Genomic DNA, 24,936 nt, shown 5'->3' on the forward strand with positions numbered 1-24,936 from the left:
GGGAAGCTCCGTGGCGGCACGGACGGCGCGCTCCCGCTGACGGCGCCGGTTCCGTGGTCGGCATGACGTCGCTCCCTTCGCTGCGTCCAGAGTGGGGGGCGTGGCGGACGACGGCACCCCGAGAACGCCGCGTCGGCCGCCCGGGGGCCAGGAGATGTCATCCACGCGGCTCCTGCCTACTCTCGTCATGTCCCGGCGGATGGGGTCGCCATGGTGCTCGACCTGCTGCTCATCGCCCTGGCCATCGCGCTCGACCCGCTGCCCGTCATGGCGTTCGTCCTGGTGGTGGCGTCGGCGAGGGGCGGGTGGAAAGGCCTGGTCTTCATCCTGAGCTGGCTGGCGTGTCTGGTCGTGGTCATCGCCCTCGTCCTGGCCCTGACCGGTGGGCAGCCCCCACCGCCCAGGTCTCCGCCCTCGACGGCCGTCCTCGCGGTCAAGCTGCTCATCGGGGTGTCGCTCATCGTCTACGGCGAGCACCGGCGCCGACGACGCGCCGCCGTCCGCCCCCGGGCGGACCGGGGCCCGGTGTCCGGGGTGTCCCGCGCGGACGGCCGGGCGTCGTCCTCGGACCTGAACGCGCGGATGGACCGCGGCTCGGTCTGGTCCGCGGCGGGACTCGCCGTGCTCCTGCAGCCCTGGGGCATGGTCGCGGCGGGAGCGACGACGGTGGTGGAGGCGGACACCTCGCACTTCGTGACCTGGGTCGCGCTGTTCTGCTTCTGCCTGCTCGCCACCGCGAGTCTGCTCGCCATCGAGCTGTACGTGGTGTTCAGCCCGGCCGAGGCGACGGCGCGTCTGCTGCGCCTGCGCGCGCGGATGGAGCATCACCAGGAGCAGGCGCTGGTGACCATCTGCCTCCTGCTGGGCCTGTGGCTGGTGGGGAAGAGCATCTACCAGCTCACCGGATGACGCCTGCGGGCACGGACGTGCGAGGTCCACCGCCGCGTGCTGGACTGGAGGGGCAAGGGGGACGACGACCGTCGGCCGTGCGCACCGCCGGGGAGGCAGATGCGCGGGTGGGCGGTCCCGGCTTCCCTCCGGCTCCGAAGGAGTGGTCATGGACAGCGTCGAAGAAATGGGACCCGTCGATTACCTGGTCATCGAGTTTCCCGGCAACCGGATGACGGGTGAGGCGTTCCCGCTTCTGGTCGATCTCGCCGAGCGCGGCATCGTCCGGATCATCGACCTCGCCTTCGTCCGGAAGGAGACCGACGGTTCGGTGGTCGGTCTGGAGTTGCGGGACCTCGGTGACGAGATCGACCTGTCGGTGTTCGAGGGAGCGTCGGCCGGTGTACTGGACCAGGGTGACCTGGACGAGGCCGCCAACGCGCTGGAGCCCGGCAACTCGGCCGCGGTGCTGGTGTACGAGAACCTGTGGGCCGCTCCCCTGGCCGGCGCGTTGCGGCGCAGCGGGGCCCAACTCGTCGCGAGCGGCCGCATTCCCGTGCAGGCCCTGCTGGCGGCGCTGGAAGCCACGGAGGAGACGGTGCCGCCCGGCGGCTCCGTGGTCGCCTGAACGGCTCGACCGGGCCGGTTCCGTACCGGCCGACGCGTTGACTTGGGAGATGACCGAACATGCCCGGACTGCTTCGGGGCGTCGCACGCACAGCCGTCGTCGCCGGAACCGCCACCGCCGTGTCCAACCGTGTCTCACGGCGGCAGGCCGGCCGCTGGGCCCAGCAGGACTACGAACAGCAGCAACAGGGTCAGTACGAAGAGCAGCGCCAGGCCGCGCCGCCCGCTCCCGCCGCACCGCCGGCCGCCGCGCCCGACGACATGACCCACAAGATCGATCAGCTCAAGCAGCTGGCCGACCTGAAGGCCCAGGGGGTACTCACGGACGCGGAGTTCGAGAACCAGAAACGGCAGCTCCTGGGCTGAGCCGCACGGGTTGGGGCAACGCGGAGCGCGACTTAGGCTCGAGGCACCATGACCTCCTCGCCCGGCCCTCACTCGCCCGACTCCCGGCCCGCCGGCCGCCGCTCGCTGGATCAGCGACTCGACGCCCTCGCCCGGCAGCCGTTCCGGGCGAGGTTCCACCTGCGGGGGCGGGACCGGGCGACCGCCGAGCTGAAGGGGCCGGCCACGATCCGGTGGCACGCGTACGACCTGATCGGCAAGCGGCTGGCGCCGGCCGAGCCGTACAAGGACGGCAAGCAGACGCCGTACCGGGGGCATCCGGTCTTCGTCGCCCAGCACGCGACCGCGACCTGCTGTCGCGGCTGCCTGGAACGCTGGCACGGGATCGCCAAGGGGCGGGAACTGACCCGGGCGGAGCATGTGTACGTGGTGGACGTGATCTGCCGGTGGATCGAGCGGGAGATGGCGGGCGGGGCCGGTGCGGACCCCGCCCGCCACGGCTGATCAGAGCGTGGCCGAGTTCTCGTGCCAGTGCCCGCCACGCTTGCTGTGCGGGGCGGCGAAGGACGAGGCGACCGGGTTCACGGTCCAGTCGGGGTGCCCGGGCATGCGCGGGGTCTTCGTGCCGTACAGCCAGTCGCTCAGGAAGCCGGACTGGTCCTGGCCGGTGACCTCGGAGGCCACCGCGATGTAGTCGGCCGTGGACGCCGAGGAGCCCCGGAAGCGCTCCAGGAACGTGCGCTCGACGGTGTTGAAGACGTCTTCGCCGACCAGCTGCCGGAAGGCGTACAGGGTGAGGACGCCGCCGAGGTAGCGCTGGCTGTCGAAGAGGTTCACCGCGTTGGGGGCGGCCACCGGGCCGGAGTCGTGGCGCCACTGGTCGCCGCGGGCGTAGGTGTCCTTCATCCGGGCCTCCATGGTGGTCAGGCCCAGTGAGTCGGTCCAGCCCCGCTCGTAGCGGTAGAGCAGCCCGTAGAAGTCGGCGTGGCCCTCGTTCAGCCACAGGTCGGCCCAGGTGGCGGGACTGACCAGATTGCCGAAGTAGGAGTGGACCAGCTCGTGCATCATGTGCGAGCCGATCTTCTTCTCCTCCTGGAGCAGGAAGTTCGGCTTGTACAGGGTGAGGGTCTGGGTCTCCAGGCCGGTGAAGTCGAAGGCCTTCGGGTCGTCGGAGTTGCACGGCAGCAGGCCGTACGTCTCGAACGGGAAGGCGCCGAGGCGGTCCTCCAGCCAGCCCACCAGGCCGGGGGTGAGGGCGAGGGCCGGTTCGAGGGCGGCGGCACGGGCGGTGGGGACCACATCGCGCAGCGGCAGGCCGTGCGGGCCCTGCCGGTCCTTGATCACGTAGTCGCCGACGGTGATCTGGACGAGTTCGGTGGCGATCGGGGACGCCGAGCGGTACGCGTACGCCGTGCGGCCGTCCGAGAGGGTCTCGGTCCCGGTGAGCAGGCCGTTCGCGACCGCGCGCAGTCCGTCCGGGACGGTCAGGCGGAAGGAGAAGGCCGCCTTGTCCGAGGGGTGGTCGTTGCACGGGAAGACCGTGTGCGCGGAGTTCGGCTGCGGGCAGATCGCGAAGCCGTCGGGCGTGGGCACCCAGGCGGTGTGCGGCAGTGTGCGGCGCGGGTCGGCGGAGTAGGTCACGCAGACGGTCACCGTCGTCTGCGCCGGGAGCGGCCCGGCGGGGGTGATCCGCAGTTTCTCGTCCGTCTGCTCCCAGCCGGCGCCGCGGCCGGCGACGCGTATCGCGCGTATGTCCAGGCCGAGGGCGTCGAGGGAGAAGCGGCTCAGCGCCCGCGTGGTGCGGATCCGCAGGGTGGCGGTGGCCTCCACCAGCTTGGTCGCCGGGTCGTAGGCCAGGTCGAGGTGGTACGACGACACGCGGTAGCCGTCGTTGCCGAGAGCCGGGAAGACCGGGTCGCCGAGGGTCTCCGGGCCCGGCTCCCCCGCCTGCCTGCCGGTGGCGGCCTGGGCCGGGAGGTCCAGGGTCAGAGCCGTCGCCGTACCGATCATCAGGGCGGCCGCCGGGGCCGTCACTCTGGTGCGATATCTCATGGTCCGCTTTCGCTCGGGCGGCCGGGAGGTCAGGACCGGCCGCCGGTGAGTGGGGGATCGCCCGTGGTCGGCGGGTGATCGCTTGTCATGACCACATGAGCCGGGATTCGGTTGCAGCGGCGCCGCATGTTTTCCGGCCGGGACCCCTGTCGAACCGACCCCGGTCACGAGATATCTTGATGTCGAGCAATGTTGCAGACGTGGAGCGGAGCACCCGGTGACTGACTCGACCATCATCTACACCTACACAGACGAGGCCCCGGCCCTGGCGACGCATTCGTTCCTGCCGGTGATCCAGGCGTACGCCTCGCAGGCCGGTGTGCCCGTGTCGACCCGCGACATCTCGCTGGCCGGGCGCATCATCGCCGTCTTCCCGGAGTACCTGAACGAGGACCAGCGCATCCCGGACGCGCTGACCGAGCTGGGCGAGCTGGCCAAGACCCCCGCGGCCAACATCATCAAGCTGCCGAACATCTCGGCGTCCATCCCGCAGCTGAAGGCCGCCGTCGCCGAACTGCAGGGCAAGGGCTACGCCCTGCCGGACTACCCGGACGACCCGAAGACCGACGAGGAGCGCGAGATCCGCGCCCGCTACGACAAGGTCAAGGGCTCCGCCGTCAACCCGGTGCTGCGTGAGGGCAACTCCGACCGCCGTGCCCCGGCCTCGGTGAAGAACTACGCCAAGACCCACCCGCACCGCATGGGCGCCTGGACCCCCGAGTCCAAGACCGACGTGGCGACCATGGGCGAGAACGACTTCCGCTCCACCGAGAAGTCCGTCGTCGTCGCCGAGGACGGCGCGCTCCGGATCGAGCTGGTCGGCGAGGACGGCACCACCACCGTCCTCAAGGAGTCCGTACCGGTCCTGAAGGACGAGGTCGTCGACGCCTCCGTGCTGCGCGTCGCCGAGCTGAACTCCTTCCTCGCCGCGCAGGTCGCCCGCGCCAAGCAGGAGGGCGTCCTGTTCTCCGTGCACCTGAAGGCCACGATGATGAAGGTCTCCGACCCGATCATCTTCGGTCACGTGGTGCGCGTCTTCTTCCCGAAGACGTTCGCGAAGTACGGCGAGACCCTGAAGGCGGCCGGCCTCACCCCGAACGACGGTCTCGGCGGCATCCTCAAGGGCCTGGAGAACCTGCCCGAGGGCGCCGAGATCAAGGCCTCCTTCGACGCCGAGCTGACCGAGGGCCCGGTCCTCGCCATGGTCGACTCCGACAAGGGCATCACCAACCTGCACGTGCCGTCGGACGTCATCATCGACGCCTCCATGCCGGCGATGATCCGCACCTCCGGCCACATGTGGGGCCCGGACGGCCAGGAGCACGACGCGCTCGCCGTGATCCCGGACTCCTCCTACGCCGGTGTCTACCAGGCCGTCATCGAGGACTGCCGCGCCAACGGCGCCTACGACCCCTCGACCATGGGCTCCGTCCCGAACGTCGGCCTGATGGCGCAGAAGGCCGAGGAGTACGGCTCCCACGACAAGACCTTCGAGATCCCGGCCGCGGGCACCGTCCGCCTGGTCGACCAGGCCGGCAACGCCGTGATCGAGCAGCCGGTCGCCAAGGGCGACATCTTCCGCGCCTGCCAGACCAAGGACGCCCCGATCCGCGACTGGGTCAAGCTGGCCGTCACCCGCGCCCGCGCCACCGGCGACCCGGCCGTGTTCTGGCTGGACGAGGGCCGCGCCCACGACGCCAACCTGATCGCGAAGGTCAAGCAGTACCTGACGGAGCACGACACCGAGGGCCTGGACATCCGGATCCTGTCCCCGATCGAGGCCACCAAGCTGTCGGTGGAGCGCATCCGCCGCGGCGAGAACACCATCTCGGTCACCGGTAACGTGCTGCGTGACTACCTGACCGACCTGTTCCCGATCCTGGAGCTGGGCACCAGCGCCAAGATGCTGTCGGTCGTCCCGCTGATGGCCGGCGGCGGCCTGTTCGAGACGGGCGCCGGCGGCTCCGCGCCGAAGCACGTCCAGCAGCTGGTCAAGGAGAACTACCTGCGCTGGGACTCGCTCGGCGAGTTCTTCGCGCTCGTCCCCTCCTTCGAGCAGTACGCGGCGGCCACCGGCAACACCCGTGCCAAGGTCCTCGCCGACACCCTCGACCGCGCCACGGCGACCTTCCTCAACGAGGACAAGTCCCCGACCCGTCGCGTCGGCGGCATCGACAACCGCGGCAGCCACTTCTACCTGTCCCTGTACTGGGCGCAGGAGCTGGCGCGGCAGACCGACGACGCCGACCTGGCCAAGGCCTTCGCGCCGCTCGCCGAGACCCTCGCGGCGGGCGAGCAGCGGATCGTTGAGGAGCTGAACGCCGTCCAGGGCTCCCCGGCCGACATCGGCGGCTACTACCAGGTCGACAAGGCGAAGGCGGACGCGATCATGCGCCCGTCCGCCACCTGGAACGAGGCGCTGGCGTCGCTGAGCTAGTGCCCGCGGCGCCTCGGCGCCCGTCGGAGTGACCCCTCCGCCCCGGTCGGTGCCCCCGGCCGGGGCGGAGGCATGCCGGCGGCGAGGGAACGGATCGCCAGGACTCCTCGCCCATCTGCGCGAGGAGCACCATGAGCAGCCGGCCCGGCGGCTCCGTCACCGCCGGCAGGTGGGCGCGCTCGGGCGGGAGTTGCCCGGCTGACACCTTCCCCCCTTGTCAGTGCCGTATGACACCTTGATCCTGCACCACGCCACTGACAACGCCCTGGAGCAGCCCGTGACCGAGCCCGCCCCCTCCTTCGAACTCCTCCCGGGAGCCGCCGAGTCGCCCGTGCTGCTGCACGTGCCGCACTCCGCGCGGGCGATACCGGACGACGCGCGCAAGGGGATCCTGCTCGACGACGCGGCGCTCGAGCTGGAGCTGGACCACATCACCGACGCGCACACCGCCGGGATCGCCGAGCGGGCGGCCGCCCTGGCCGGGGTCACCCCCTGGCGGTTCGTGAACCGGCTGTCGCGGCTCGTGGTGGACCCGGAGCGGTTCCCGGACGAGCGGGAGGAGATGCTCGCCGTGGGGATGGGCGCCGTGTACACGCGGACCACCCACCGGGGCGAGCTGCGGCCCGCGGACACCGATCCGGAGCCGCTCGTCGAGCGGTACTTCCGGCCGTACGCCCGGGCCATGACGGAGGCGGTCTCGGGACGGCTGGCCGCGACCGGGCGGGCCGTGGTCATCGACGTGCACTCGTACCCGTCCCAGCCGCTGCCCTACGAGCTGCACAGGGCCGGTCCGCGGCCGCCGGTGTGCCTGGGCACGGACGCCTTCCACACGCCACGGGAGCTGACCGAGGCGGCCCGCGAGGCCTTCGCCGGGTGCGGGGAGACGGGGCTGGACAGCCCGTTCGCCGGCACGTACGTGCCGCTCGAGTTCTACGGCGCGGACGCCCGGGTCAGCGCGCTCATGGTCGAGATCCGCCGGGACACGTACATGGCGGAGCCGGGCGGTCCGGCCGGTCCGGGGCTCGACCGGCTGGCCTCCGCGCTGGCCGCGCTCGTCGACGCCCTGTAGTCCGGGCCCGGCCGGGAGGAGTGGTCCAGCCGCCCGGAGCGGCACCCTCTCCCACGGACGCGCGCGGGCGCCCCGATGGCCGTCCGGCTGGAGCACTCCCGCAGGACAGCGGGCGGGACGCGTACGAGGGTGGGTGCATGACGACCGGGGAGACAAGCACGCCCACCGGCCAGGCCCCGGCGCCGCCGGTGCGGGACTGGCCCGCGGCCGACCTGGACGGGACGGACTTCGACCCGGTCCTCGCCGGTCTCATGCGCGAGGGTCCGCTGACCCGGATCCGGCTGCCGTTCGGCGAGGGCTGGGCATGGCTGGCGACCCGCTACGACGACGTCAGGCGGATCACCAACGACCCGCGGTTCAGCCGCAGTGAGGTGACCCGCCGTCAGGTGACCCGGCTCGCGCCGGACTTCGCGCCCCGGCCGGGCTCGCTCGCCTGGGCCGACCAGCCCGACCACAACCGGCTGCGCAAGCCGGTCGTCGGCGCCTTCACGGTCAGCGCGACGAAGCGGCTCCGGCCCCGCGCGCAGACGATCCTGGACGAGCTGGTGGACGGGGTCGTCCGGGACGGCCCGCCCGCCGATCTGATCGAGCGGGTGCTGGAGCCGTTCCCGATCACCGTGGTCAGCGAGGTGATGGGGGTGCCCGCGGCCGACCGCGCGCAGGTGCACGCCTGGACCCGGCAGATCATCTCCACCGCCGGCGGCTCGGAAGCCGCCGGCCAGGCCAAGACCGGCCTGTACGGGTGGATCAGGTCGATCGTGCGGGCCCGTGCGTACAGCACCGACGAGGACGTGTACTCCCTGCTCGGCGGTGCCGTGGAGCGCGGGGAGATCAGCGAGGAGGAGGCCGTCGGGCTCGCCGGTCCGCTGCAGATCGGCGGTGAGGCGGTCACGCACAACTGCGGGCAGATGCTGTTCCTGCTGCTCACCCGGCCGGAGCTGAGGGAGCGCATGCAAGCCCGTCCCGAGGCACGCGGTCCCGTGCTGGACGAGCTGCTGCGGCACATTCCGCACCGCAGCACCGTCGGGCTCGCCCGGATCGCGCTGGAGGACGTGGAGGTCGCCGGTCACCGCATCGCCGCGGGCGAGCCGGTGTACGTCTCCTACCTCGCCGCCAACCGCGACCCGGACGTCTTCCCCGATCCCGACCGCATCGACCCCGACCGGGATCCGAACCCGCACCTGGCGTTCGGCACCGGCCCGCACTTCTGCACCGGCGCCGTACTGGCCCGGCTGCAGACCGAACTGCTCGTGGACACGCTGCTGGACCGGCTGCCCGGCATGCGGCTCGCCGTGCCGCCCGAGCGGGTGCGGTGGCGGCACCAGACGATGATCCGCGGGCCGCGGACGCTTCCGGTCAGCTGGTGAGCGGGCCCGCCCGGTGAGGTGGGTCAGGCCCGCAGCCACTCCGTGACGATCACCTCCGCGCCGGTCCGCAGCCGCAGGGCGAACGGGCCGGCCGGCGGGGTGTCGCTGGTGAAGCGGCCGAGGGTGTCGACCGTGACCGGGCGGGCCGTCTGCGGGCCGCCGAGCACCTCGATGCGTGCCGACCGTGGCGGCAGTACCTGGCCGATCAGCCCGTCGTCGGTGACCTCGACGTCGACCGTCAGCTCCCCCGCCCGGAACGTCAGCATCCGCGGCGTGTCCGTGACGCCCCTGACCGGCAGGGCGTCCACGAGCGAGTCGAAGGTCAGCTCGGCGATCCGGGCGTCGAGGTCGTGCAGGGCGTAGGCGTCCAGGGCGAGTTGGCGCAGCCCGTCGGGGACCGGGTCCAGCACGGCGGCCGCCTGGCGCAGCTCCTCCTCCAGCAGCGCGTCCGCGAACTCCTCGCCGCCCATGTCCCGCGCGCCCGCGAACTCCTCGCCGCCCATGTCCCGCGCGCCCGCGAAACCCTCGCCGCCCGCGCCCCGCGCGCCCGCGAAACCCTCGCCGCCCGCGCCCCGCGCGCCCGCGAAACCCTCACCGTCCATGTCCCGCGCGCCCGCGAAACCCTCACCGTCCATGTCCCGGGCGCCCGCGAAACCCTCGCCGCCCGCGTCCCGCGGGGGTCGTCCGTTGTCGTCGTGTCCGTTCACGCCGCACCCCGTGCGTTCATCCGGGCCCGCAGCCGGCGCAGACAGCGTTGGCGCAGCGGTCCGATGCTGCCGACCGCGATGCCGAGGGCGGCCGAGATCTCCTGATAACTGGGTGGCGGGGAGGCCATCAGCACGCGCAGCAACTGCCGGCACCGGTCACCCAGTCCGTCCAGCTCCTGCCAGAGACGGCGGACCCGCTCGGCCCGGTCCGCCGCCTCTTCGGAATCGATCAGCGACTCCTCCGGCGTCCGGTCCTCGCTGGCCCGGTCCAGCACCTGCGAATCGTCGGTGAAGGTCAGCCGGGTCAGGCCCTTGAGCACCTTCAGGCACTCGTGGCGGGCCGTACTGGCCAGCCAGGAGCCGGCCTTGTCGGGTTCGCGGATCCGGCCCAGGTGCTGGGCGAAGCGGAACCACACGGTCTGGTAGACCTCGTGTCCGTCGGCGTCGGAGAGCCGGTGTGCGCGCACCACCGACCACACCAGCGGGCTCATCCCTTCCACCAGCGCCTTCCAGGCCGCGGCGTCCCCGTCGACGGCGGACTGGACCAGCGCGCCGACCTCTGTTCGGTCCACGGCTCCACCCCTCGTGTACGGGACGTCATCGTACGCGGTGGAGAGGAGGGTTCCCGCCCTCATGCGGGCAGCGCCGGGAGCGCCACCGGGAGGGGGCGCCAGGTGGGCGGGCGGAGCGCCGGGACGTGCGCCCCGCGCACCTCGGCCCGTTCGGTGGTGCCCGCCAGCAGCCGGGCGCCGGCCGTGCGCGGGTCGCGCTCCCGGTGTGCCGTCATATGGGCGGCCACGAGCCCCGCGGCGACCGGGGTCGCGAAGGAGGTGCCGCTCCACTGCGCGAGGCCGTCGAACATCACCTGGTCCGGTTTGGCCCCGGTGCTCTCCCGTCCTTCGCTCAGCACCCCGGTGTGGCTGGGGAACTGGCAGGTGCAGGCGTAGCCGGACCCGAACCGGCAGCTCTCGTAGGTGGAGTGCTGGTAGAGGTACGGCACGGGGGTGTCGAAGCCGGTGAGGGCACTGATGAGGCGCTCGCCGGGGGCATAGGCCCGGACCCAGGGACCGTGGTTGCTGAAGCATGCCTCGGCGTCGCCGTCCGCGCGCAGCGCGCCCACCGACAGCACGCTGTCGGCGTATTCGGGCAGGGCGGCGTAGGCGGCGGGCCAGAACGGCGTGTCGCTGCCGTTGTTTCCGGCGGCCGCGACCAGCAGGGTCCGCTGGGCGCGCAGTTCCCGCATGAAGGCGTCCAGGCCGATCAGACCGTCGGCGCCCTCGGCGGGCGTGCCCGCGGACAGGCTGATGACGTCGGGCCAGCCGTCCCGGTCCACGGCCTCGAAGAGCTTGGCGCCGAACTCGGACTCCAGGACGGCCCCGGCGTCGTTCAGGGTGCCGCGCACGGTGACGGCGCTGTTGGGCGCGACGGCCGCCAGGATGCCGGCGATGAACGTGCCGTGGCCGACGTACTGGTGGAGCACGCCGTCGCCGTCGGTCTCGTTCAGCTGGGCGTCGCCGGTGGTGTGGGCGAGGAGCGGGTAGGAACGGTGGTCGTGCACGAGACCGTTGTCGACGACCAGGACCCGGACGGCGGAGTCCGGGTGGTAACCGCCCCGCACGGCAAGGGGGTTGGCGTCCTCGGTGCGCGCGACCGGTACCGGCTCGTCGCCGGGGCAGGCGTTGACCGCGATGTGCACCACGTGGTTGCGGCTGACCAGCCGGCGGCCCCGGCGGTCCTCGGCCTCCCGCAGGGCGCGCAGGGCGTGCGGCACGGCGTCGTCGCCCTGGCCCGGCTCGCCGACCCGGATGCGGGTGACACCGGTGCGGCCGGTCCGCGGGCCCGTGCGCCGTACGTGCTCGGGGAGCAGCCCCCGGGTCTCGGTGAAGTGGGCACGCACGGTGTCCTCGACCACCCGGGCCTCCTCGCCGTCCCGCGCGAGGACCACGCCCTTCTCGTACAGGAAGTGGGCGTCGTCGTCCGGGCCCATTGCCAGGGGGACGTCGGGCATCGAGCGCTGGATGTGGTCGAACTGCTCGTGGAATCGCTGTGGTGCCATGGCGTGTCCTCCCCCTCAAGACGGTGTTCGACAGTGAGAGTCGCGGGGCCACCGTCTGATACAGCAGGCCACTACCATGCGAGGCGTGACGGCGGGAAGCGAGTCGGTTCTCGAACTGCTGCCCCTGGTGTTCGCGGACCCGGGCGCGGCCCGGGCGCGCGCGGAACAGGTGCTGCGTGCCGCACCGCCTCCGTTGCACGCCAGCGTCGCCCACCAGGTGCTCGGCATCTGGCAGCGGGACTTCGGCGATCTGCGGATCGCGCTGCGGCATCTGCGGCGGGCCCGGGACCTCGCCGCACGCGCCGAGTCGGCCGACCGGGAGGCCGATGTGCTCGCGACGCTGGGGGTCGCGCTGGTGCACGCGGGGCGCACGCGGCAGGGGCTCGCGTCGTTCGAGCGGGGTGCCGCACGGGGCACCGGACACACCCGGGCCCGGGTGCTGTACCGGCGGGCGTACGTGTGGTGGGTGCTGGGGCATCACCGGGAGGCCCTGGAGGACGTACGGCGGGCGCTGCCGGTGCTGCGGCAGGCCGCCGACGACATCTGGACCGCGCGGGCGCTGACCCTGCGGGCCACCGTTCACCTGGCGCTCGGCGCGGTGGACCGGGCGGTCGCGGACTTCACGGCGGCGGAGCGGCTGTGGGACACCACCGGCCAGGAGCACGACAAGGCGGACGCGGTGGAGAGCCGGGGGCTCGCCGCGTTCCGGTCCGGGGACATCCCGGCGGCGCTACGGCTGCTGGACGAGGCCGAGGAGCGGTACGGGAAGCTCGGCACGCCGACCTACATGCTGTCCGTCCGGCGCTGCGAGGTGCTGATGACGGCCGGGCTCGCCCCTGAGGCGCTGGCCGAGGCGGACACGGCGACAGCGCTGCTGGACCGGATCGGCGGGCAGTCCACCCGCAAGGCCGAGCTGCTCCTCGCCGCCGCGCGGGCGGCTCGCTCCGCCGGTGACCCGCACACCGCGATCGCCCGCGCGGCCGTCGCCGTACGGCTGTTCGCGGCGCAGCGGCGGATGTGGTGGGAGACCCACGCCCGGCTGGTGCTGATCGAGGCGCGGGTGGCGGCCGGGCGCCGGTCGGGGCGGCTGGTCGCGGACGCGGCGGCGGTCGCCGAGCGGCTGGCCCGTTTCGGCTCGCCCGCCGCGCCCGAGGCGTCGCTGCTCGCGGGCCGGATCGCGCTGGCGCTCGGCTGGACGGCGGACGCGGAACGGCACTTGGCGGTGGCCGCGCGCAGCCGGCACGGCGGCCCGCCGACGGCCCGGATGACCGGCTGGGCGGCGCAGGCGCTCAGGGCACGCGCGGCCGGTTCCCGGCGGGGCGTGCTGGAGGCGTGCCGGCGCGGTCTGGCCGTGCTGGACGACCACCGGATGACCTTGGGTGCCTCGGAGCTGCGGGCCCACGCGACCGCGCAGGGCGCCGAACTGGCCGCGGTGGCACAGGAGGTGAGCCTCGCCCAGGGGGACCCGCGGCGGCTGCTGGTGTGGAGCGAGCGCTGGCGGGCGACCGTGCTGTCCACGCCACCGGCCCGGCCGCCCGACGATCCGGCGCTGTTGAGCACCCTGACCGCCTACCGGGAGATCGCCGCGCGGGCGGAGGGCGCCCGGATCGAGGGCCGCCCGGTGCCCGCGCTGGATCGTGAACAGCGGCGCCTGGAGCGGGAGATCCGCTCCCGCACCCACCACATGCGCGGGGCCGCGCCCGGCACCGGGGACCGTTTCGACGTGGCCCGGCTGCTGGACCGGCTCGGCGACGGCCGGCTGGTCGAACTGGCCGTGGTGGACGGGCGGGTGCACGTCCTGCTGTGCGGGCGGGGGAAGGTACGGCGGTTCACCGGTGGGGCGCTGGCGGAGGCGGTGGCCGAGGCCGAGTACGTGCAGGCCGGGCTACGTCGGCTCGCGCATCCCGGTGCGGAGGCGCGGCTGCCGCTCGTGGAGGCGGCCGGCCGGCGGCTGGAGGAGCTGCTGCTGGGCGGGGCGGCGGCGCATCTCGGCTCGGGTCCGGTGGTGATCGTGCCGCCGGGGGCACTGCACCGGGTGCCGTGGGCGCTGCTGCCCGCGCTGCGGGACCGGGTGCTCAGCGTGTCCCCGTCCGCGGGCAGCTGGCTGCGCGCCCGGGAGACGGAGCCCCCGCCGGACGGCCGGGCCGTGCTGGTGCGCGGCCCCGGCCTGGCGACGGGTGGTGCCGAGGTGGTGGAACTGGCGGACCGGTACGCCATGGCGACGGTCCTGGAGGGCGCCGAGGCGCAGGTGCCGCGTGTGCTGGCGGAACTCGACGGGGCGGGCCTCGCGCACCTCGCGGCGCACGGCACCTTCCGCGCGGACAGCCCGCTGTTCTCCGCGCTGCGGATGGCCGACGGCCCGCTGATCGTGCACGACTTCGAACGGCTCGCCCGCAGTCCGTACCGGATCATTCTCTCCAGCTGCGACACCGCCCGGCTCGCCTCCGTCGGCGCCGACGAACTCCTCGGCGTGGTCACCGCGTTGCTGCCGCTGGGCACGGCCGGGGTGGTGGCGAGCAGCGCGCCGGTCAACGACGCGGCGGTGGTGCCGCTGATGCTCGCCCTGCACAAGGGCCTCGGCGCCGGTCTGTCCCTGGCCGAGGCCCTGCGCGACGCCCGCACCGCACTGCCCGGCGACGCGGTGCACCAGGCGACGGGCTGGGCGTTCGCGGCGTTCGGGGCGGCGTGAGGGCACCCTCACGGCCGGCGACACGTGATGTGGCGCGCGGCCTGTGTCGATGTGCGGCCCCGCCGCCGGACGCGCCCAGCCATGACGCACCCGCAGGCCACCGGCCCGCCGTGCCCGCGCTCCCCGGCACCCCCGGCTACGCCGACTCCGCGACAGGCAGGTCCACCAACCACGGCAGCGCGCCCCGGTCCCCCGTTCCGAGCCGGGTGTACGCGCTGTACAGATGGTTCCCCACCGTGCGTACCGACAGAGTCAGGCGCTCGGCGATCTCCCGGTTACTGAGCCCCGCCGCCGCGAGAGTCACGATCTGCCGCTGCCGAGCGGTGAGTTCACCGAGGAGGAGTCCGGTCAGCGCCGGCGTACGAGCCCCCTGGCATCGCCCGGTCAGGGCAAGCGCACGGGTACGGGACCGCCCCGCCGCCCGCGGATCCCGGTGTACCCGCGCGGCCTGCGCGTACGCCTCCGCGGCGAAGAGCAGAAACCCGCGCTCCTCCAGGGCCTCCGCGGCCCGGTCCAGCGTCGCCCCGTCACCGCGGGTGAGCGCTTCGGCGTGCCGGGCCAGGACGCTGCCGGCCGGCAACCGCCCGGCCGCCCGCTCGGGTGCGCCGAGGCGTACGGCTTCGTACGCCGCGTGGAGGCCGGCGCCGTCGGGATCGCCGTCGGCCGCCCGGACGATGTCGGCCGCCTCTCCCGACTCGGCTTCCGCGCGCTCGAGTTCCCTCCGGCATCCGGGGTCGCCGGGCGCATGGCGCAGGCCCTCCCGGGCCCACGCCGCCGCGTCCCGTACCTCGCCGCGCAGGCGCGCGTACCGGGCGCGGGTGGCGGCGTAACCGGCCGGGAGCGGGGCGCCCTCCGCCACCAGCCACTCCCCCACGGGCGTGGGCACCGGCCGGACGTCCAGCTGCTCGATCCGCCGGGCCAGGGTGCGCTGTTCGGCGTCGAGGGCGGGGCCACGGCCGTCCGGGGCGCGGACCAGCCGGCGGGCTCGCAGCCGGCCGGTCGTGGCGCGCAGGACCGGGCCGTGCAGGGGGTGGGCGAGGGTGACGGCGCCCTGGTCGTCGGCCTCGATCAGGCCGTGGGTCTCCAGGCGTTCCAGGACGTCGAGGTCGAGGTCCTCCAGGGGTACCGGCAGGGGCTCGGCGAAGGCGAGGCGTTCGAGGGCGTCGCGTTCGACGGGGCCGCAGCGCTCCAGGGCCGGGGCGAGGCGCTCACGCACGGCCGGGGTCACCGGGAGCGCGCCCCGCCAGGCCCGCTCGCCGGTGCCGGGGACGGGGACCAGCCGCCCGGCGGCGCCGAGCGCTGTCACCAGGTCGCGCAGCAACCTCAGATCGCCCCGGCACACGTGATGCAGGCGGCCGACCGTGAGGGGCTCCAGGCCTGCCGCCGCGAGCAGCTGGGAGGTGTCCTCGCGGGGCAGCGGGGCGAGGGGCAGCCGGGACAGCAGCTCGCCGGTCCACAGCCGGGCCACCGCGCTGGGCGCGGGCACCTCGTCCACCGCGGCCACGAGCAGGCGGGTGCGTCCGTGGACGGCGAGCTGGTGGACCAGTGCGGCGGAGGCCTCGTCCAGCAGGTGGGCGTCGTCCACGACGAGCAGCCGTACGCCGGACAGGAGCTGGACCGCGCGGTGCAGGGAGACGGTGTCCGGGAGCAGGTGTGCGAACGCCGCGAAGGGCAGGCCCCGGGCCTCGGGGGTGCCGGTCACCCGGGTGTGGTCCGTGCCCCGGACCGCCTCCGCGATCAGCCGGGTCTTGCCGTGGCCCGCCGGGCCGGTCACCACGATGCCGTGCCGTCCGGTGGTCAGCGAGTCGCGCACCAGCTCCAGTTCGTCCTCCCGGCCGGTGAACGGCCAGGGCATCTCGAGTGTCTTCGCGTCCTGTTCGTAAGTCCTCACATCATCCGGAGCGCGCGTACTCAGGTTTGATACAGGTGGACTTGAGTAGCCCCCGACTCAGGCGCCCGGTACCGGTGGGCGGGCACGCTGGCCGCATGACCCGACGCCTCTGCTCGCTTCCGCGGCAGCCGGCCCCGTCCTTCGCGGCGGGGCTGACGGCCGAGCGGCTGGGTGCGCTGCTCGCCGGGCGCAGGATGTGGGTCAACGGCACGGTCCTGCACTACTGCTTCCTCGACGCCGGCTCCGACGCCTCGGTGATCCCGGTCCCGGGGACCGGGGAACTGCGCCGGGTGCCGTGGACCGGGGGCGAGGAACAGCGGAACGTGGTGCGCGAGTGCTTCCGCGAGTGGCAGGGGCTGGGCATCGGCGTCACCTTCGCCGAGGTCGGCGACCGGGGGGAGGCGGAGCTGCGGATCGGCTTCCAGGCCGGCGCCGGTACGTGGTCGGCGGTGGGCCGGGAGGCGCTGTCGGTCGGCCGGGGCGAACGCACCATGAACCTCGGCTGGGACGTGACCGCGCCCGGGGAGCGCGGGACCGTCCTGCACCAGGTAGGGCACGCGCTGGGCATGGTGCACGAGCACCAGAGCCCGTTCGCCGGGCTCCACTGGGACGATGAGGCCGTGTACGCCGAACTGGCCGGCCCGCCGAACTTCTGGAGCCGGGGCACGACGTACGCGAACGTGCTGCGCACGCTGGACGCCGGCGAGGCGAGCTGCTCCCTTCGGCGACGCCGACACCGTGCTCGTGGTCTTCGAGGAGCGCGCCGGGGAACCGCGCTTCCTCGCGGGTCACGACGACGGCGGCGGCCCGGACAACGCCGTTGTCGGGGTGCGGCTCGTCAAGGGCCGCCGCTACTTCGTCCGTGTCCGACTCCACTCCACGTGGGGCTCGGGAGAGACGGCCGTCATGTGCTGGTGACGGCACACGGACGCGGGACCACCGTCCGGCGCCGGGGGAACGGTCGCGGACGTCACCCACGGGGGAGGTGACGTCCGCGGCCTCCGTCGTCTCCGGCGTTGCGGCGGTCGCCGAGGCAGCGCCCCGCGGGGAGTTCCCGCGGGGCGCCGCCGGGTGCCGACGCGGTCCCGCACCAGCGCCCGGTGTACGGCTTGCCGAGGACGCCGGACGGCTGGACGGACGCCCGGTACCCGTCCACGGCCTCCTGCCCGGCGCCGGGACCGGCGGGGCCGGCGGGCTCGGCGTGTGTGCGTCGGCTTCGTCCCGCCCGTGACCGGGTCCGGCCGGTCCGCGGCAGGGTGATCGCGAGGGATCTCACGACGCGGCCCGCTCGGCCGGGGCGCCGGCGTCCGGGTGGGCCAGACCCAGGTGGTCGCGCAGGGTGGTGCCCTCGTAGTCGGCGCGGAAGACGCCCTGTTCCTGCAGGAGCGGGACCACCTTGTCGGCGAACGGGTCTAGGCCGGCGGGGGTGATGTGCGGGACGAGGATGAAGCCGTCGGAGGCGTCCGCCTGCACGAAGTGGTTGATGGTCTGCGCGACGGTGGCCGGGGAGCCGATGAAGGTCTGCCGGTTGCCGGTGTTGATCACCAGGTCACGGATGGACCACTTGTTGGCCTCGGCGAGCTGCCGCCACTCGCGGGCGATGGCGATCGGGTCACGGTACATCCGCACCTGGGCGCGGCCCCGGGAGATGTGCTCCTCGCTCACCACCGGGTCGACGTCGGGCAGCGGCCCCTCCGGGTCGTACGCCGACAGGTCCCGGTTCCAGACGAACTCCAGGTGCTTGATGGCGGTGGCACCGCTGACCTGCTGCCGGCGGACCTCGCGCGCCAGCTCGGCGGCCTCCTGGTCGGTGTCGCCGAGGACGAAGGTCGCGGCGGGCAGGATGAGCAGTTGGTCGGGCCGGCGGCCGTACTTGGCGAGGCGGGACTTGACGTCCGTGTAGAAGGCCTGGCCCTCCTTCAGCGTGGCATACCGGCTGAAGATCGCGTCCGCGCCGGCGGCGGCGAACTCGCGGCCCTCGTCGGAGTCGCCCGCCTGGAAGATCACCGGGCGGCCCTGCGGGGAGCGCGGGACATTGAAGCGGCCGTGGATGTCGAAGTGCTGCCCCTGGTGGACGAAGGAACCGGCCTCGGCGTCCCGCAGGAAGGTGCCGGTGGCCTGGTCGGCGAGGATCTCGTCGCCCCGCCAGGAGTCGAACAGCTCGTTGGCGGTGGCGAGGAACTCCTTGGCGCGGGAGTAGCGCTCCTCCTGCGGCAGGAAGCCGCCGCGGCGGAAGTTCTCCCCGGTGAAGGCGTCCCAGGAGGTGACCACGTTCCAGGCGGAGCGGCCGCCGGAGAGGTGGTCGAGGGTCGCGAACTGGCGGGCCACCTCGTACGGCTCGTTGAACGTGGAGTTGATGGTGCCGGTCAGTCCGAGCCGGTCGGTGACGGCGGCCAGCGCGGTCAGCACGGTGAAGGTGTCGGGGCGGCCGACGACGTCCAGGTCGTATATCTTGCCGCCCTGTTCGCGCAGGCGCAGGCCTTCCGCGAGGAACAGGAAGTCGAACTTGGCGCGTTCGGCGGTGCGGGCGAAGTGCACGAAGGAGCTGAACTCGATGTGGCTGCCGGCGGCCGGGTCGCCCCACACGGTGGTGTTGTTGACGCCGGGGAAGTGGGCGGCCAGATGGATCTGCTTCAGCGGCTTGCTCATGGCGTTGCGTTCCTCCGGCTCAGGCGGTGGCTGCGGCATAGCGGTTGGCGGGGCGGGCAAGGCCGAGGAGACCGCGCAGGGTGCCGGCCTCGTAGGCGTTCCGGAAGCGGTGGCGGCGCTGCAGTTCGGGCACCAGGTCTCGGCTGATGCGGGGCAGGTCGTGGCCGGCGACGGCGGGCCGCAACCGAAACCCGGTCAGCCCGCCCGTCGCCAACTCCTCCAGAAGGTCGGCCAGTTGGATCGCCGTACCGGTGAAGACCCGGGCGTCACTGGTGTACGGCTCACCCGCGAGGGCGTCGAGGCGGTCCCGGCGGGCCTCCGCCTCGGCCTGGCTGTCGTCGAGGAAGACGACGAGGTCGCCGAAGACGTGCACGGTCTGGTCGGCGCGGCCCGCGGCCTGCTGCTCGGCGCGGATCTCGGCGACGATCGCACGGGCCTGCGCCACGTCGTGCGGGGTGACGTATCCGACGTCGGCCTGGCGGGCCACGAGCCGGTACGGGATCGTCTGGTGCGCGAGGGCGGTGACCAGCGGCTGGCCCTGCGGCGGCCGGGGCGTGATGGAGGGGCCCCTGACGCTGAAGAAGCGGCCCTCGAAGTCGATGTAGTGCAGCTTGTCCCGGTCGATGAAGCGGCCGGTCGCCGCGTCCCGGATCTCGGCGTCGTCCTCCCAGCTGTCCCAGAGCCGGCGCACGGCCTCCACATGGTCGGCGGCCTCGTCGAAAAGCTCGGTGACCAGCTCCCGCGCGGCCGGACTGTCGTAGGCGTCGATCCGCCGGATGGTGCGGCGGCCGAAGTGTGCGGCCTCGCTCGGGCGGGCGGTGATCTGCACGCGCAGCCCCGCGCGTCCGGTGCTGACGTAGTCGAGGGTGGCGATCGCCTTGGAGATGTGGAAAGGCTCGGTGTGTGTGGCCACCACGGTCGGGACCAGGCCTATGTGCCGGGTGAGCGGGGCGACGCGGGAGGCGACGAGGACCGCGTCGAGCCGGCCGCGGACCTGGTCGGTGCGCTCGTCGGGGTCCAGGAAGCGCGAGGACTGCGGGCCGAGGCCGTCCTCGATGGTGACGAAGTCGAGCAGGCCGCGTTCGGCCTCGGCGACCAGGTCGGCCCAGTAGCCGGCGGTGAACAGATCCCGGGGGCGGGCGACGGGCTCGCGCCAGGACGCGGGATGCCATCCGGTGCCGTCCAGGGCGACGGCAAGGTGCAGAGGAGTAACGGGAGTTGAGGACACGTCGGTGCCTTCCTTGATGTCCGTACGAGAAACCGGCTCGCGGAGCGGGGCGTCGGCGAGGGACGAGCGCGGCAGGAGGAGATCTGGCCCGGGGCCGGGGGGGAAGTCAGTGGCGACAGAGCGCGGCGGACACGCGCTGGAGATCTATGTGCGGCCGGCAGTGCAGGCGGACGGAGCGGTACGGGTGCGGAACGCGCAACGGGAGTACACGCGTCACGGCCGTCACCTCCGTCCGTCGGGCGCGGCGGGCCGGGTCGGCGACCGCCTGGTGGATCTCGTCGTGACTCACAACGCCCGCCCGCCGCGGAATGTTCCCGGCCGTGGACGGCTGATGTTCCGCTCGCCGGCTGCGCACGGCATGGGCCGCTCGGTCAGGAGTTGTCCAGCGGCAGTCCGGGCGGGTTGACCTCCGACTTGGCCACGGATTCGTTGGAGAGGTTGTAGGCGGCCAGCCACTTGGCGTACTGCCCGTGCCCGATCAGGTAGTTGATGGCGTCCGCGAGCGGCTTGGCGAGCCCGCTGTCCTTCTTGGCGGTGGCGGCGATCAGGCCCTGGAGCGTCTCGCCGGCGCCGGAGAAGGTGCCGGCGTTGCGGGTCGGCTCGGGCGTGTTCGCCGTCTGCCGGGCACGGTAGGCGACACTGGGGTTGGGACCGAGGAAGGCGTCGATCTTGCCGCTGCGCAACGCCAGGTTCGTGGAGTTCTGGTCCGGGAAGTACTTGACGGTGAGCTTCTTGCCCTCCTTGGCCAGCTTGGCCTTCCACTCCAGGAGGATCTTCTCCTGGTTGGTGCCGGAGCCCACGGAGACCGTCCTGCCGGCGAGGCTCTCGTAATTGCCGTCGAAGTTCCAGGTGTTCTTCTTCAGCACCTCGAAGGCGAGGTTGTCCTGCCGGTAGGAGGCGAACTCGTACTTCTTCTTGCGCTCCTCGGTGTCGGTGACGTTGGAGAAGGCCACGTCCACCTTGCCGCTGTCGACGCCGACGAAGAGGTTCTCCCAGGTGGAGTTCCTGATCTCGGGCTGGAGGCCGAGGACGGCGGCCACCAGGCGGCCGAAGTCGGGCTCGGAGCCGGTGAGGGTCTTCTGGTCGCTGCCCACGTAGTTCAGTGGCGCGGATCCCGAGGGCAGGGCTCCGACGCCGATGACGAGCTTGCCGCTCTTGCGGACGGAGGCGGGCAGTTCGGCGCTGATGGACTTCACCTCGGAGACCTTCAGCTCGGTCTCCTCGGCTGCCCCGTTGGACAGCTGTCCCACGGTGACCGTGCCGGTGGCGTCGGTCTTGGCGGCTGCCTCGCTGTCGCCCCCGCAGGCGGCGAGCCCGGTGGCGAGGGTGGCGACGGTGGTCGCCGCGGTGATGCCGCGTATCAGGCCGCGTCGGGAGATGTGGCTGGGCATGGCTTGGCTGTCCTTGTCTCGCTGAAGAGGGTGATGAGCGTGCTGCCGTGGGGGGAGGTCGTGGGGTGCGCCGCCGGGGAACGGGGTCAGAGCACCTTGGCGAGGAAGTCCCGGGTCCGTTCGTGCCGGGGGTTGTCCAGTACCTGGCCGGGCGGGCCCTGTTCGACGATCCGGCCGCCGTCGATGAAGACGACCCGGTCGGCGACCTCGCGGGCGAAGCCGATCTCGTGGGTGACGATGACGAGGGTGGTGCCGCTGGTCGCCAGGTCCTTGATGACGGCCAGTACCTCGCCGACGAGTTCGGGGTCGAGCGCCGAGGTCGGCTCGTCGAAGAGGATGACCCCGGGCCGCAGGGCGAGGGCGCGGGCGATGGCGACGCGCTGCTGCTGCCCGCCGGACAACTGCCGTGGGTAGGCGCCGGTCCTGTCGCCGAGGCCCACGCGTTCGAGCAGTTCGCGGGCCAGCTCCTGAGCCGCAGGCCGGGGCAGCTTGCCGGTGGCGACGGGCGCGGCGGCGACGTTGTCGAGGGCCGTGAGGTGCGGGAAGAGGTTGAAGTTCTGGAAGACGAAGCCGATCCGGCTGCGCTGGGCCAGGATGGCGCGCTCGCTGAGTTCCTTGAGCCGCTCACCGGCCCGCCTGACGCCGATCAGCTCGCCCCCCACGCTGACGTGGCCGATCTCGGGCTTCTCCAGGTGGTTGACGACCCTGAGCAGCGTCGACTTCCCGGAGCCGGACGGCCCGAGGATCACCGTGACCTCACCGGGGCGGATGGTCAGGTCGATGCCGTCGAGGACGCGGTGGGCGCCGTACCACTTGTGGACGTCGTGCACCTCGAGCGCGGCGGGGGCGGCCTTGTCGAGGATCCGGGCGCTGGTCATACGGCGGCCTCCCTGCGCAGCCGGGCGCGCAGGCCGGCCAGGCCGGCCCGGGCTTTCTGCAACGGTGTCGGCGGCAGGGTGCGGGTGGCGCCCCGGGCGTAGTACCGCTCGACGTAGAACTGGACGACGGACACGGCGCTGGTCAGAATCAGGTACCAGACGGTGGCGACCATCAGCAGCGGCACGACGTCACCGGGGTAGGTGTTGCCCATCGACTGCACCGTGCCGAACAGGTCGAGCAGGGACACGTAGAACACCAGGGACGTGCTCTTGATGAGGCCGATCAGCTGGTTGACGTAGTTAGGGGTGATGGACCTGAGGGCCTGCGGGAAGACGATCCTGCGGAATCGGTAGCCCTTGGGCAGGCCAAGCGCGGAGGCCGCCTCGTGCTGTCCCTGGTCGACGGAGAGGAGGCCACCGCGGACCACTTCGGCCGCGTACGCCGCCTCGTTGAGGCTGAGGCCGATGACGGCGATCGCCATGTCGCCTGCCAGCTTCGACTCGTCGAAGCTGGCGAAGGCCGGGCCGAACGGCACACCCAGGCTCAATGTCTTGTACAGCGCACTGAAGTTGTACAGGAAGATCAGGACCACGATCAGCGGTATGGAGCGGAACAACCAGGTGTACGTCCAGCTGACCGCGCGCAGCACCGGGCTTCCGGAGAGCCGGCCGAGCGCCAGCAGGATGCCGCCGACCAGGCCCAACGCCGCGCTCAGCGCGGCGACTTCGAGGGTGACGGCGAGGCCGTCCAGCACGGCCGGGCGCAGGAACCAGTAGCGGAAGCGGTCCCACTGGTAGAAGGGGTTCGTGACCAGGCCGTGCAGGACCTGCGCGACGAGCACGAGGACGACGGCGGTGACGATCCACCGGCCGGGCCGGTGCAAGGGCTGAACGCGCTGCTGAACCAGGCGTCTTGACGGTATGTCGGTGGGTGGCGCCTCGGCGAGGGAGAGGGTGGCGCCTGGGGGTTCACTCATGGCGGGCTCCGGCGGAGTCGGACACCCCGGGACGGCGGCGAGCGGGCGTGGGGCACGACGGCACTACGGCACGAGGCGGCACACGGGAACGCGCGGAACCGGGAACTGGGCGGACAACGGCACACCACACGGACGGTGTGCGTGACGAAGCGGGGGCTGGGAAGGGGAGGTCAGCCCCGACAGCGGGCAGAGCCCGGCGCGGTACACAGTGCGCTGTTGACGCGGAGCAGGTCGACGGCGCGGTTGGCGACGAGGAACTGGGCGTACGACGGTACGCAGCCCTGGGAGCGGCTCGCGGCCGTCCTGGGAGCTGCGTACATGGCGTCACCTGTCACTGTTCCGGCCCGGTGGGGCCTCGCGCTTACCGAAAACGTCGTCCGGTCCGGTCGTCACCTGGGGCACCCCACCGCGCTGCGAGGGTTGCCGGTCAGCGAGCCAGGGCTTGGCGCTGACGCTCATGACCGTTCTGAGCGGCAAGTAAGGCAGTTGTCCGTTCGATTGTCAACGACAGTCCGCCCATTGGACGTCCGAGGTCGGCCCTCACCTGCGGGAAGGGTCCGGGACCTCCCCCGCGTGGCCGGCCCAGTCCAGGATCTGGACAGCCGCTCCGGCGGCTTCGAGGCCCTCGCAACGGCCGTGGTGACGGCGGGAGATGCCGTCGAGGTCGAGGTGGCGGCCGAAGGCGGGGTGGGCGGCCAGGCGGCGGGCGTAGGCCCACAGGGCGCGGTGGTCGGCGATCCGGTGCACGGCGGAGGCGTCGAGGTGGCAGCGGTGGACGGTGTCGAGCTGCACCAGGGCCACCCACAGCTCGATGTCGGCGGCGGTGAGCCGGTCGCCGACCAGGTACTCCTCACCGGTCAGCCGCCGCTCCAGGCGGCCCAGGGTGTCGAGCAGCACGTCGAGGGCGGCGGCCTGCTCGGCGGGCTCGGCACCGGCGCGTCCGGCGCGCTGGGCGGCGTCCTCGATGCCCTCGGCGCACATCCGCTCGGCGGCCTCGATCACGGACTCCGTACCGCACGGGTACAGGGAGGCCCGGCCGTCATGAGGGAAACGGTCCAGGTCGCGCAGGATGTCGGGGGCGTGTGTGCTGACGATGCGTCCGGACCAGTCGTCGCTGAGGACGGGCGCGAGGGCGGGGCCGGTGTAGTGGTGGGCGCTCGCCTCGTACAGCGGGCGCAGCGTCGCGTGGCCGCCGGCGGGACAGTCCGGGACGGCGGGCAGACGGTCGACCGGACAACTGCCGTCCAGGTCGAGGAGGCTGTGTCCGACGGCGAGGCGCAGCCCGTCGGGGCAGGCGGTCGAGAGATGGAGCCGGTACCGGTGGGACACGGCGTAGTGGCCGCTGCGCGCGTCCCGTCCGATCCGGCCCCGGAAGACGGGGGCGGTGCGGCGGATGTGCGAAGCGGCGGCGAGCGGACTGATGGACATGCGTCTCCCCTGGTCATGGGCGTGCGGACGGGCGCGCCGACAGGCGCGGTCCTTCGATGAGGGCGAGGGGCCGGGCTCAGCGCCGGCCGCTGATCGCGCTGCAGACGCGCAGCAGGTCGATGTGGCGCCGGGAAGTGAGCAGGGGCGCGTGCAACGGCGTCCGGCCCGCTCGGCCGGTGACCGTTTCGAGGCGCGCCATGATTCCCTACCTGTTCACTAGGATTCCCTACCCGAGTGTCGATCCGGCTTGGTACGAC

At 72.9% G+C, this 24,936-nt stretch carries 22 protein-coding genes and 1 riboswitch; of the genes, 9 read left to right on the forward strand and 13 right to left on the reverse strand.

Features of this window, described 5'->3' with window-relative positions:
• Positions 1-210: 210 nt before the first annotated feature.
• From AC07C1_RS34560 to AC07C1_RS34575, 4 genes are all read left to right on the forward strand, one after another.
• Positions 211-909, forward strand: a complete 699-nt coding sequence (locus AC07C1_RS34560) for a GAP family protein (protein WP_478945600.1) — start codon at positions 211-213, stop codon at positions 907-909.
• 148 nt (positions 910-1,057) lie between these two features.
• A complete protein-coding gene (locus AC07C1_RS34565; RefSeq protein WP_478945601.1) occupies positions 1,058-1,516 on the forward strand; it encodes a DUF6325 family protein in 459 nt (152 codons plus the stop codon).
• Between the two features lie 59 nt (positions 1,517-1,575).
• Complete coding sequence (locus AC07C1_RS34570; protein ID WP_478945603.1) at positions 1,576-1,881, forward strand: SHOCT domain-containing protein; 306 nt, start codon at positions 1,576-1,578, stop codon at positions 1,879-1,881.
• 48 nt (positions 1,882-1,929) lie between these two features.
• Positions 1,930-2,364, forward strand: a complete 435-nt coding sequence (locus AC07C1_RS34575; protein ID WP_478945605.1) for a DUF4186 domain-containing protein — start codon at positions 1,930-1,932, stop codon at positions 2,362-2,364.
• Here the strand turns inward: AC07C1_RS34575 and AC07C1_RS34580 are convergent, their stop codons facing one another.
• Positions 2,365-3,912: a M1 family metallopeptidase gene (locus tag AC07C1_RS34580; RefSeq protein ID WP_478945607.1), complete on the reverse strand. Its 1,548-nt coding sequence runs from the start codon at positions 3,910-3,912 to the stop codon at positions 2,365-2,367.
• A 217-nt stretch (positions 3,913-4,129) separates the two neighbouring features.
• On the opposite strand from AC07C1_RS34580, the gene AC07C1_RS34585 reads away from it, so the two are divergent.
• From AC07C1_RS34585 to AC07C1_RS34595, 3 genes are all read left to right on the forward strand, one after another.
• Entirely contained in the window at positions 4,130-6,349 is a 2,220-nt protein-coding gene (locus AC07C1_RS34585) for an NADP-dependent isocitrate dehydrogenase (protein ID WP_478945608.1), read from the forward strand.
• 277 nt (positions 6,350-6,626) lie between these two features.
• Positions 6,627-7,418 (forward strand): N-formylglutamate amidohydrolase, encoded by a 792-nt coding sequence (locus AC07C1_RS34590; protein WP_478945673.1) that lies wholly within the window; start codon positions 6,627-6,629, stop codon positions 7,416-7,418.
• A 137-nt stretch (positions 7,419-7,555) separates the two neighbouring features.
• Positions 7,556-8,785, forward strand: a complete 1,230-nt coding sequence (locus AC07C1_RS34595) for a cytochrome P450 (RefSeq protein ID WP_478945610.1) — start codon at positions 7,556-7,558, stop codon at positions 8,783-8,785.
• Positions 8,786-8,808: 23 nt separating this feature from the next.
• Here AC07C1_RS34595 and AC07C1_RS34600 read toward each other — a convergent pair whose 3' ends face one another.
• The 3 genes from AC07C1_RS34600 to AC07C1_RS34610 form a co-directional block, all read right to left on the reverse strand.
• Entirely contained in the window at positions 8,809-9,288 is a 480-nt protein-coding gene (locus AC07C1_RS34600) for a hypothetical protein (protein WP_478945675.1), read from the reverse strand.
• 200 nt (positions 9,289-9,488) lie between these two features.
• Positions 9,489-10,127, reverse strand: a complete 639-nt coding sequence (locus tag AC07C1_RS34605; RefSeq protein WP_478945612.1) for an RNA polymerase sigma factor — start codon at positions 10,125-10,127, stop codon at positions 9,489-9,491.
• Positions 10,124-11,548, reverse strand: coding sequence for a S8/S53 family peptidase (locus AC07C1_RS34610; RefSeq protein WP_478945614.1), 1,425 nt, complete (start codon positions 11,546-11,548; stop codon positions 10,124-10,126). Before AC07C1_RS34610 ends, AC07C1_RS34605 begins: the two co-directional genes overlap by 4 nt.
• Positions 11,549-11,633: 85 nt before the next feature.
• On the opposite strand from AC07C1_RS34610, the gene AC07C1_RS34615 reads away from it, so the two are divergent.
• Positions 11,634-14,237, forward strand: a complete 2,604-nt coding sequence (locus tag AC07C1_RS34615) for a CHAT domain-containing protein (protein WP_478945616.1) — start codon at positions 11,634-11,636, stop codon at positions 14,235-14,237.
• Positions 14,238-14,373: 136 nt separating this feature from the next.
• On the opposite strand, the gene AC07C1_RS34620 is transcribed toward AC07C1_RS34615, so the two are convergent.
• Complete coding sequence (locus tag AC07C1_RS34620; protein WP_478945618.1) at positions 14,374-16,092, reverse strand: LuxR family transcriptional regulator AbsR2; 1,719 nt, start codon at positions 16,090-16,092, stop codon at positions 14,374-14,376.
• A gap of 131 nt (positions 16,093-16,223) precedes the next feature.
• Between AC07C1_RS34620 and AC07C1_RS34625 the strand changes: the two genes are divergently transcribed.
• Complete coding sequence (locus tag AC07C1_RS34625; protein ID WP_478945620.1) at positions 16,224-17,117, forward strand: M12 family metallopeptidase; 894 nt, start codon at positions 16,224-16,226, stop codon at positions 17,115-17,117.
• A 283-nt stretch (positions 17,118-17,400) separates the two neighbouring features.
• Here AC07C1_RS34625 and AC07C1_RS34630 read toward each other — a convergent pair whose 3' ends face one another.
• The 8 genes from AC07C1_RS34630 to AC07C1_RS34665 all read right to left on the reverse strand — a co-directional run bounded on the left by AC07C1_RS34630 (position 17,401) and on the right by AC07C1_RS34665 (position 24,878).
• Positions 17,401-18,777, reverse strand: coding sequence for an NtaA/DmoA family FMN-dependent monooxygenase (locus AC07C1_RS34630; RefSeq protein WP_478945621.1), 1,377 nt, complete (start codon positions 18,775-18,777; stop codon positions 17,401-17,403).
• Positions 18,778-18,796: 19 nt separating this feature from the next.
• Complete coding sequence (locus tag AC07C1_RS34635; RefSeq protein ID WP_478945623.1) at positions 18,797-20,005, reverse strand: LLM class flavin-dependent oxidoreductase; 1,209 nt, start codon at positions 20,003-20,005, stop codon at positions 18,797-18,799.
• A gap of 371 nt (positions 20,006-20,376) precedes the next feature.
• Entirely contained in the window at positions 20,377-21,396 is a 1,020-nt protein-coding gene (locus AC07C1_RS34640; RefSeq protein ID WP_478945624.1) for an ABC transporter substrate-binding protein, read from the reverse strand.
• An 86-nt stretch (positions 21,397-21,482) separates the two neighbouring features.
• Positions 21,483-22,274: an amino acid ABC transporter ATP-binding protein gene (locus AC07C1_RS34645; protein WP_478945626.1), complete on the reverse strand. Its 792-nt coding sequence runs from the start codon at positions 22,272-22,274 to the stop codon at positions 21,483-21,485.
• Complete coding sequence (locus tag AC07C1_RS34650; RefSeq protein WP_478945628.1) at positions 22,271-23,251, reverse strand: amino acid ABC transporter permease; 981 nt, start codon at positions 23,249-23,251, stop codon at positions 22,271-22,273. The genes AC07C1_RS34645 and AC07C1_RS34650 overlap by 4 nt, the downstream gene beginning before the upstream one ends.
• 170 nt (positions 23,252-23,421) lie before the next feature.
• Positions 23,422-23,571 (reverse strand): hypothetical protein, encoded by a 150-nt coding sequence (locus AC07C1_RS34655; RefSeq protein ID WP_478945629.1) that lies wholly within the window; start codon positions 23,569-23,571, stop codon positions 23,422-23,424.
• Positions 23,572-23,603: 32 nt separating this feature from the next.
• A riboswitch (SAM riboswitch) is annotated at positions 23,604-23,714 on the reverse strand.
• Positions 23,715-23,791: 77 nt separating this feature from the next.
• Entirely contained in the window at positions 23,792-24,679 is an 888-nt protein-coding gene (locus tag AC07C1_RS34660; protein WP_478945631.1) for a glutathione S-transferase C-terminal domain-containing protein, read from the reverse strand.
• Positions 24,680-24,755: 76 nt separating this feature from the next.
• Positions 24,756-24,878 (reverse strand): putative leader peptide, encoded by a 123-nt coding sequence (locus tag AC07C1_RS34665; RefSeq protein WP_478945633.1) that lies wholly within the window; start codon positions 24,876-24,878, stop codon positions 24,756-24,758.
• Positions 24,879-24,936 lie beyond the last annotated feature (58 nt).

This window comes from Streptomyces sp. NPDC045022, from assembly GCF_056432605.1.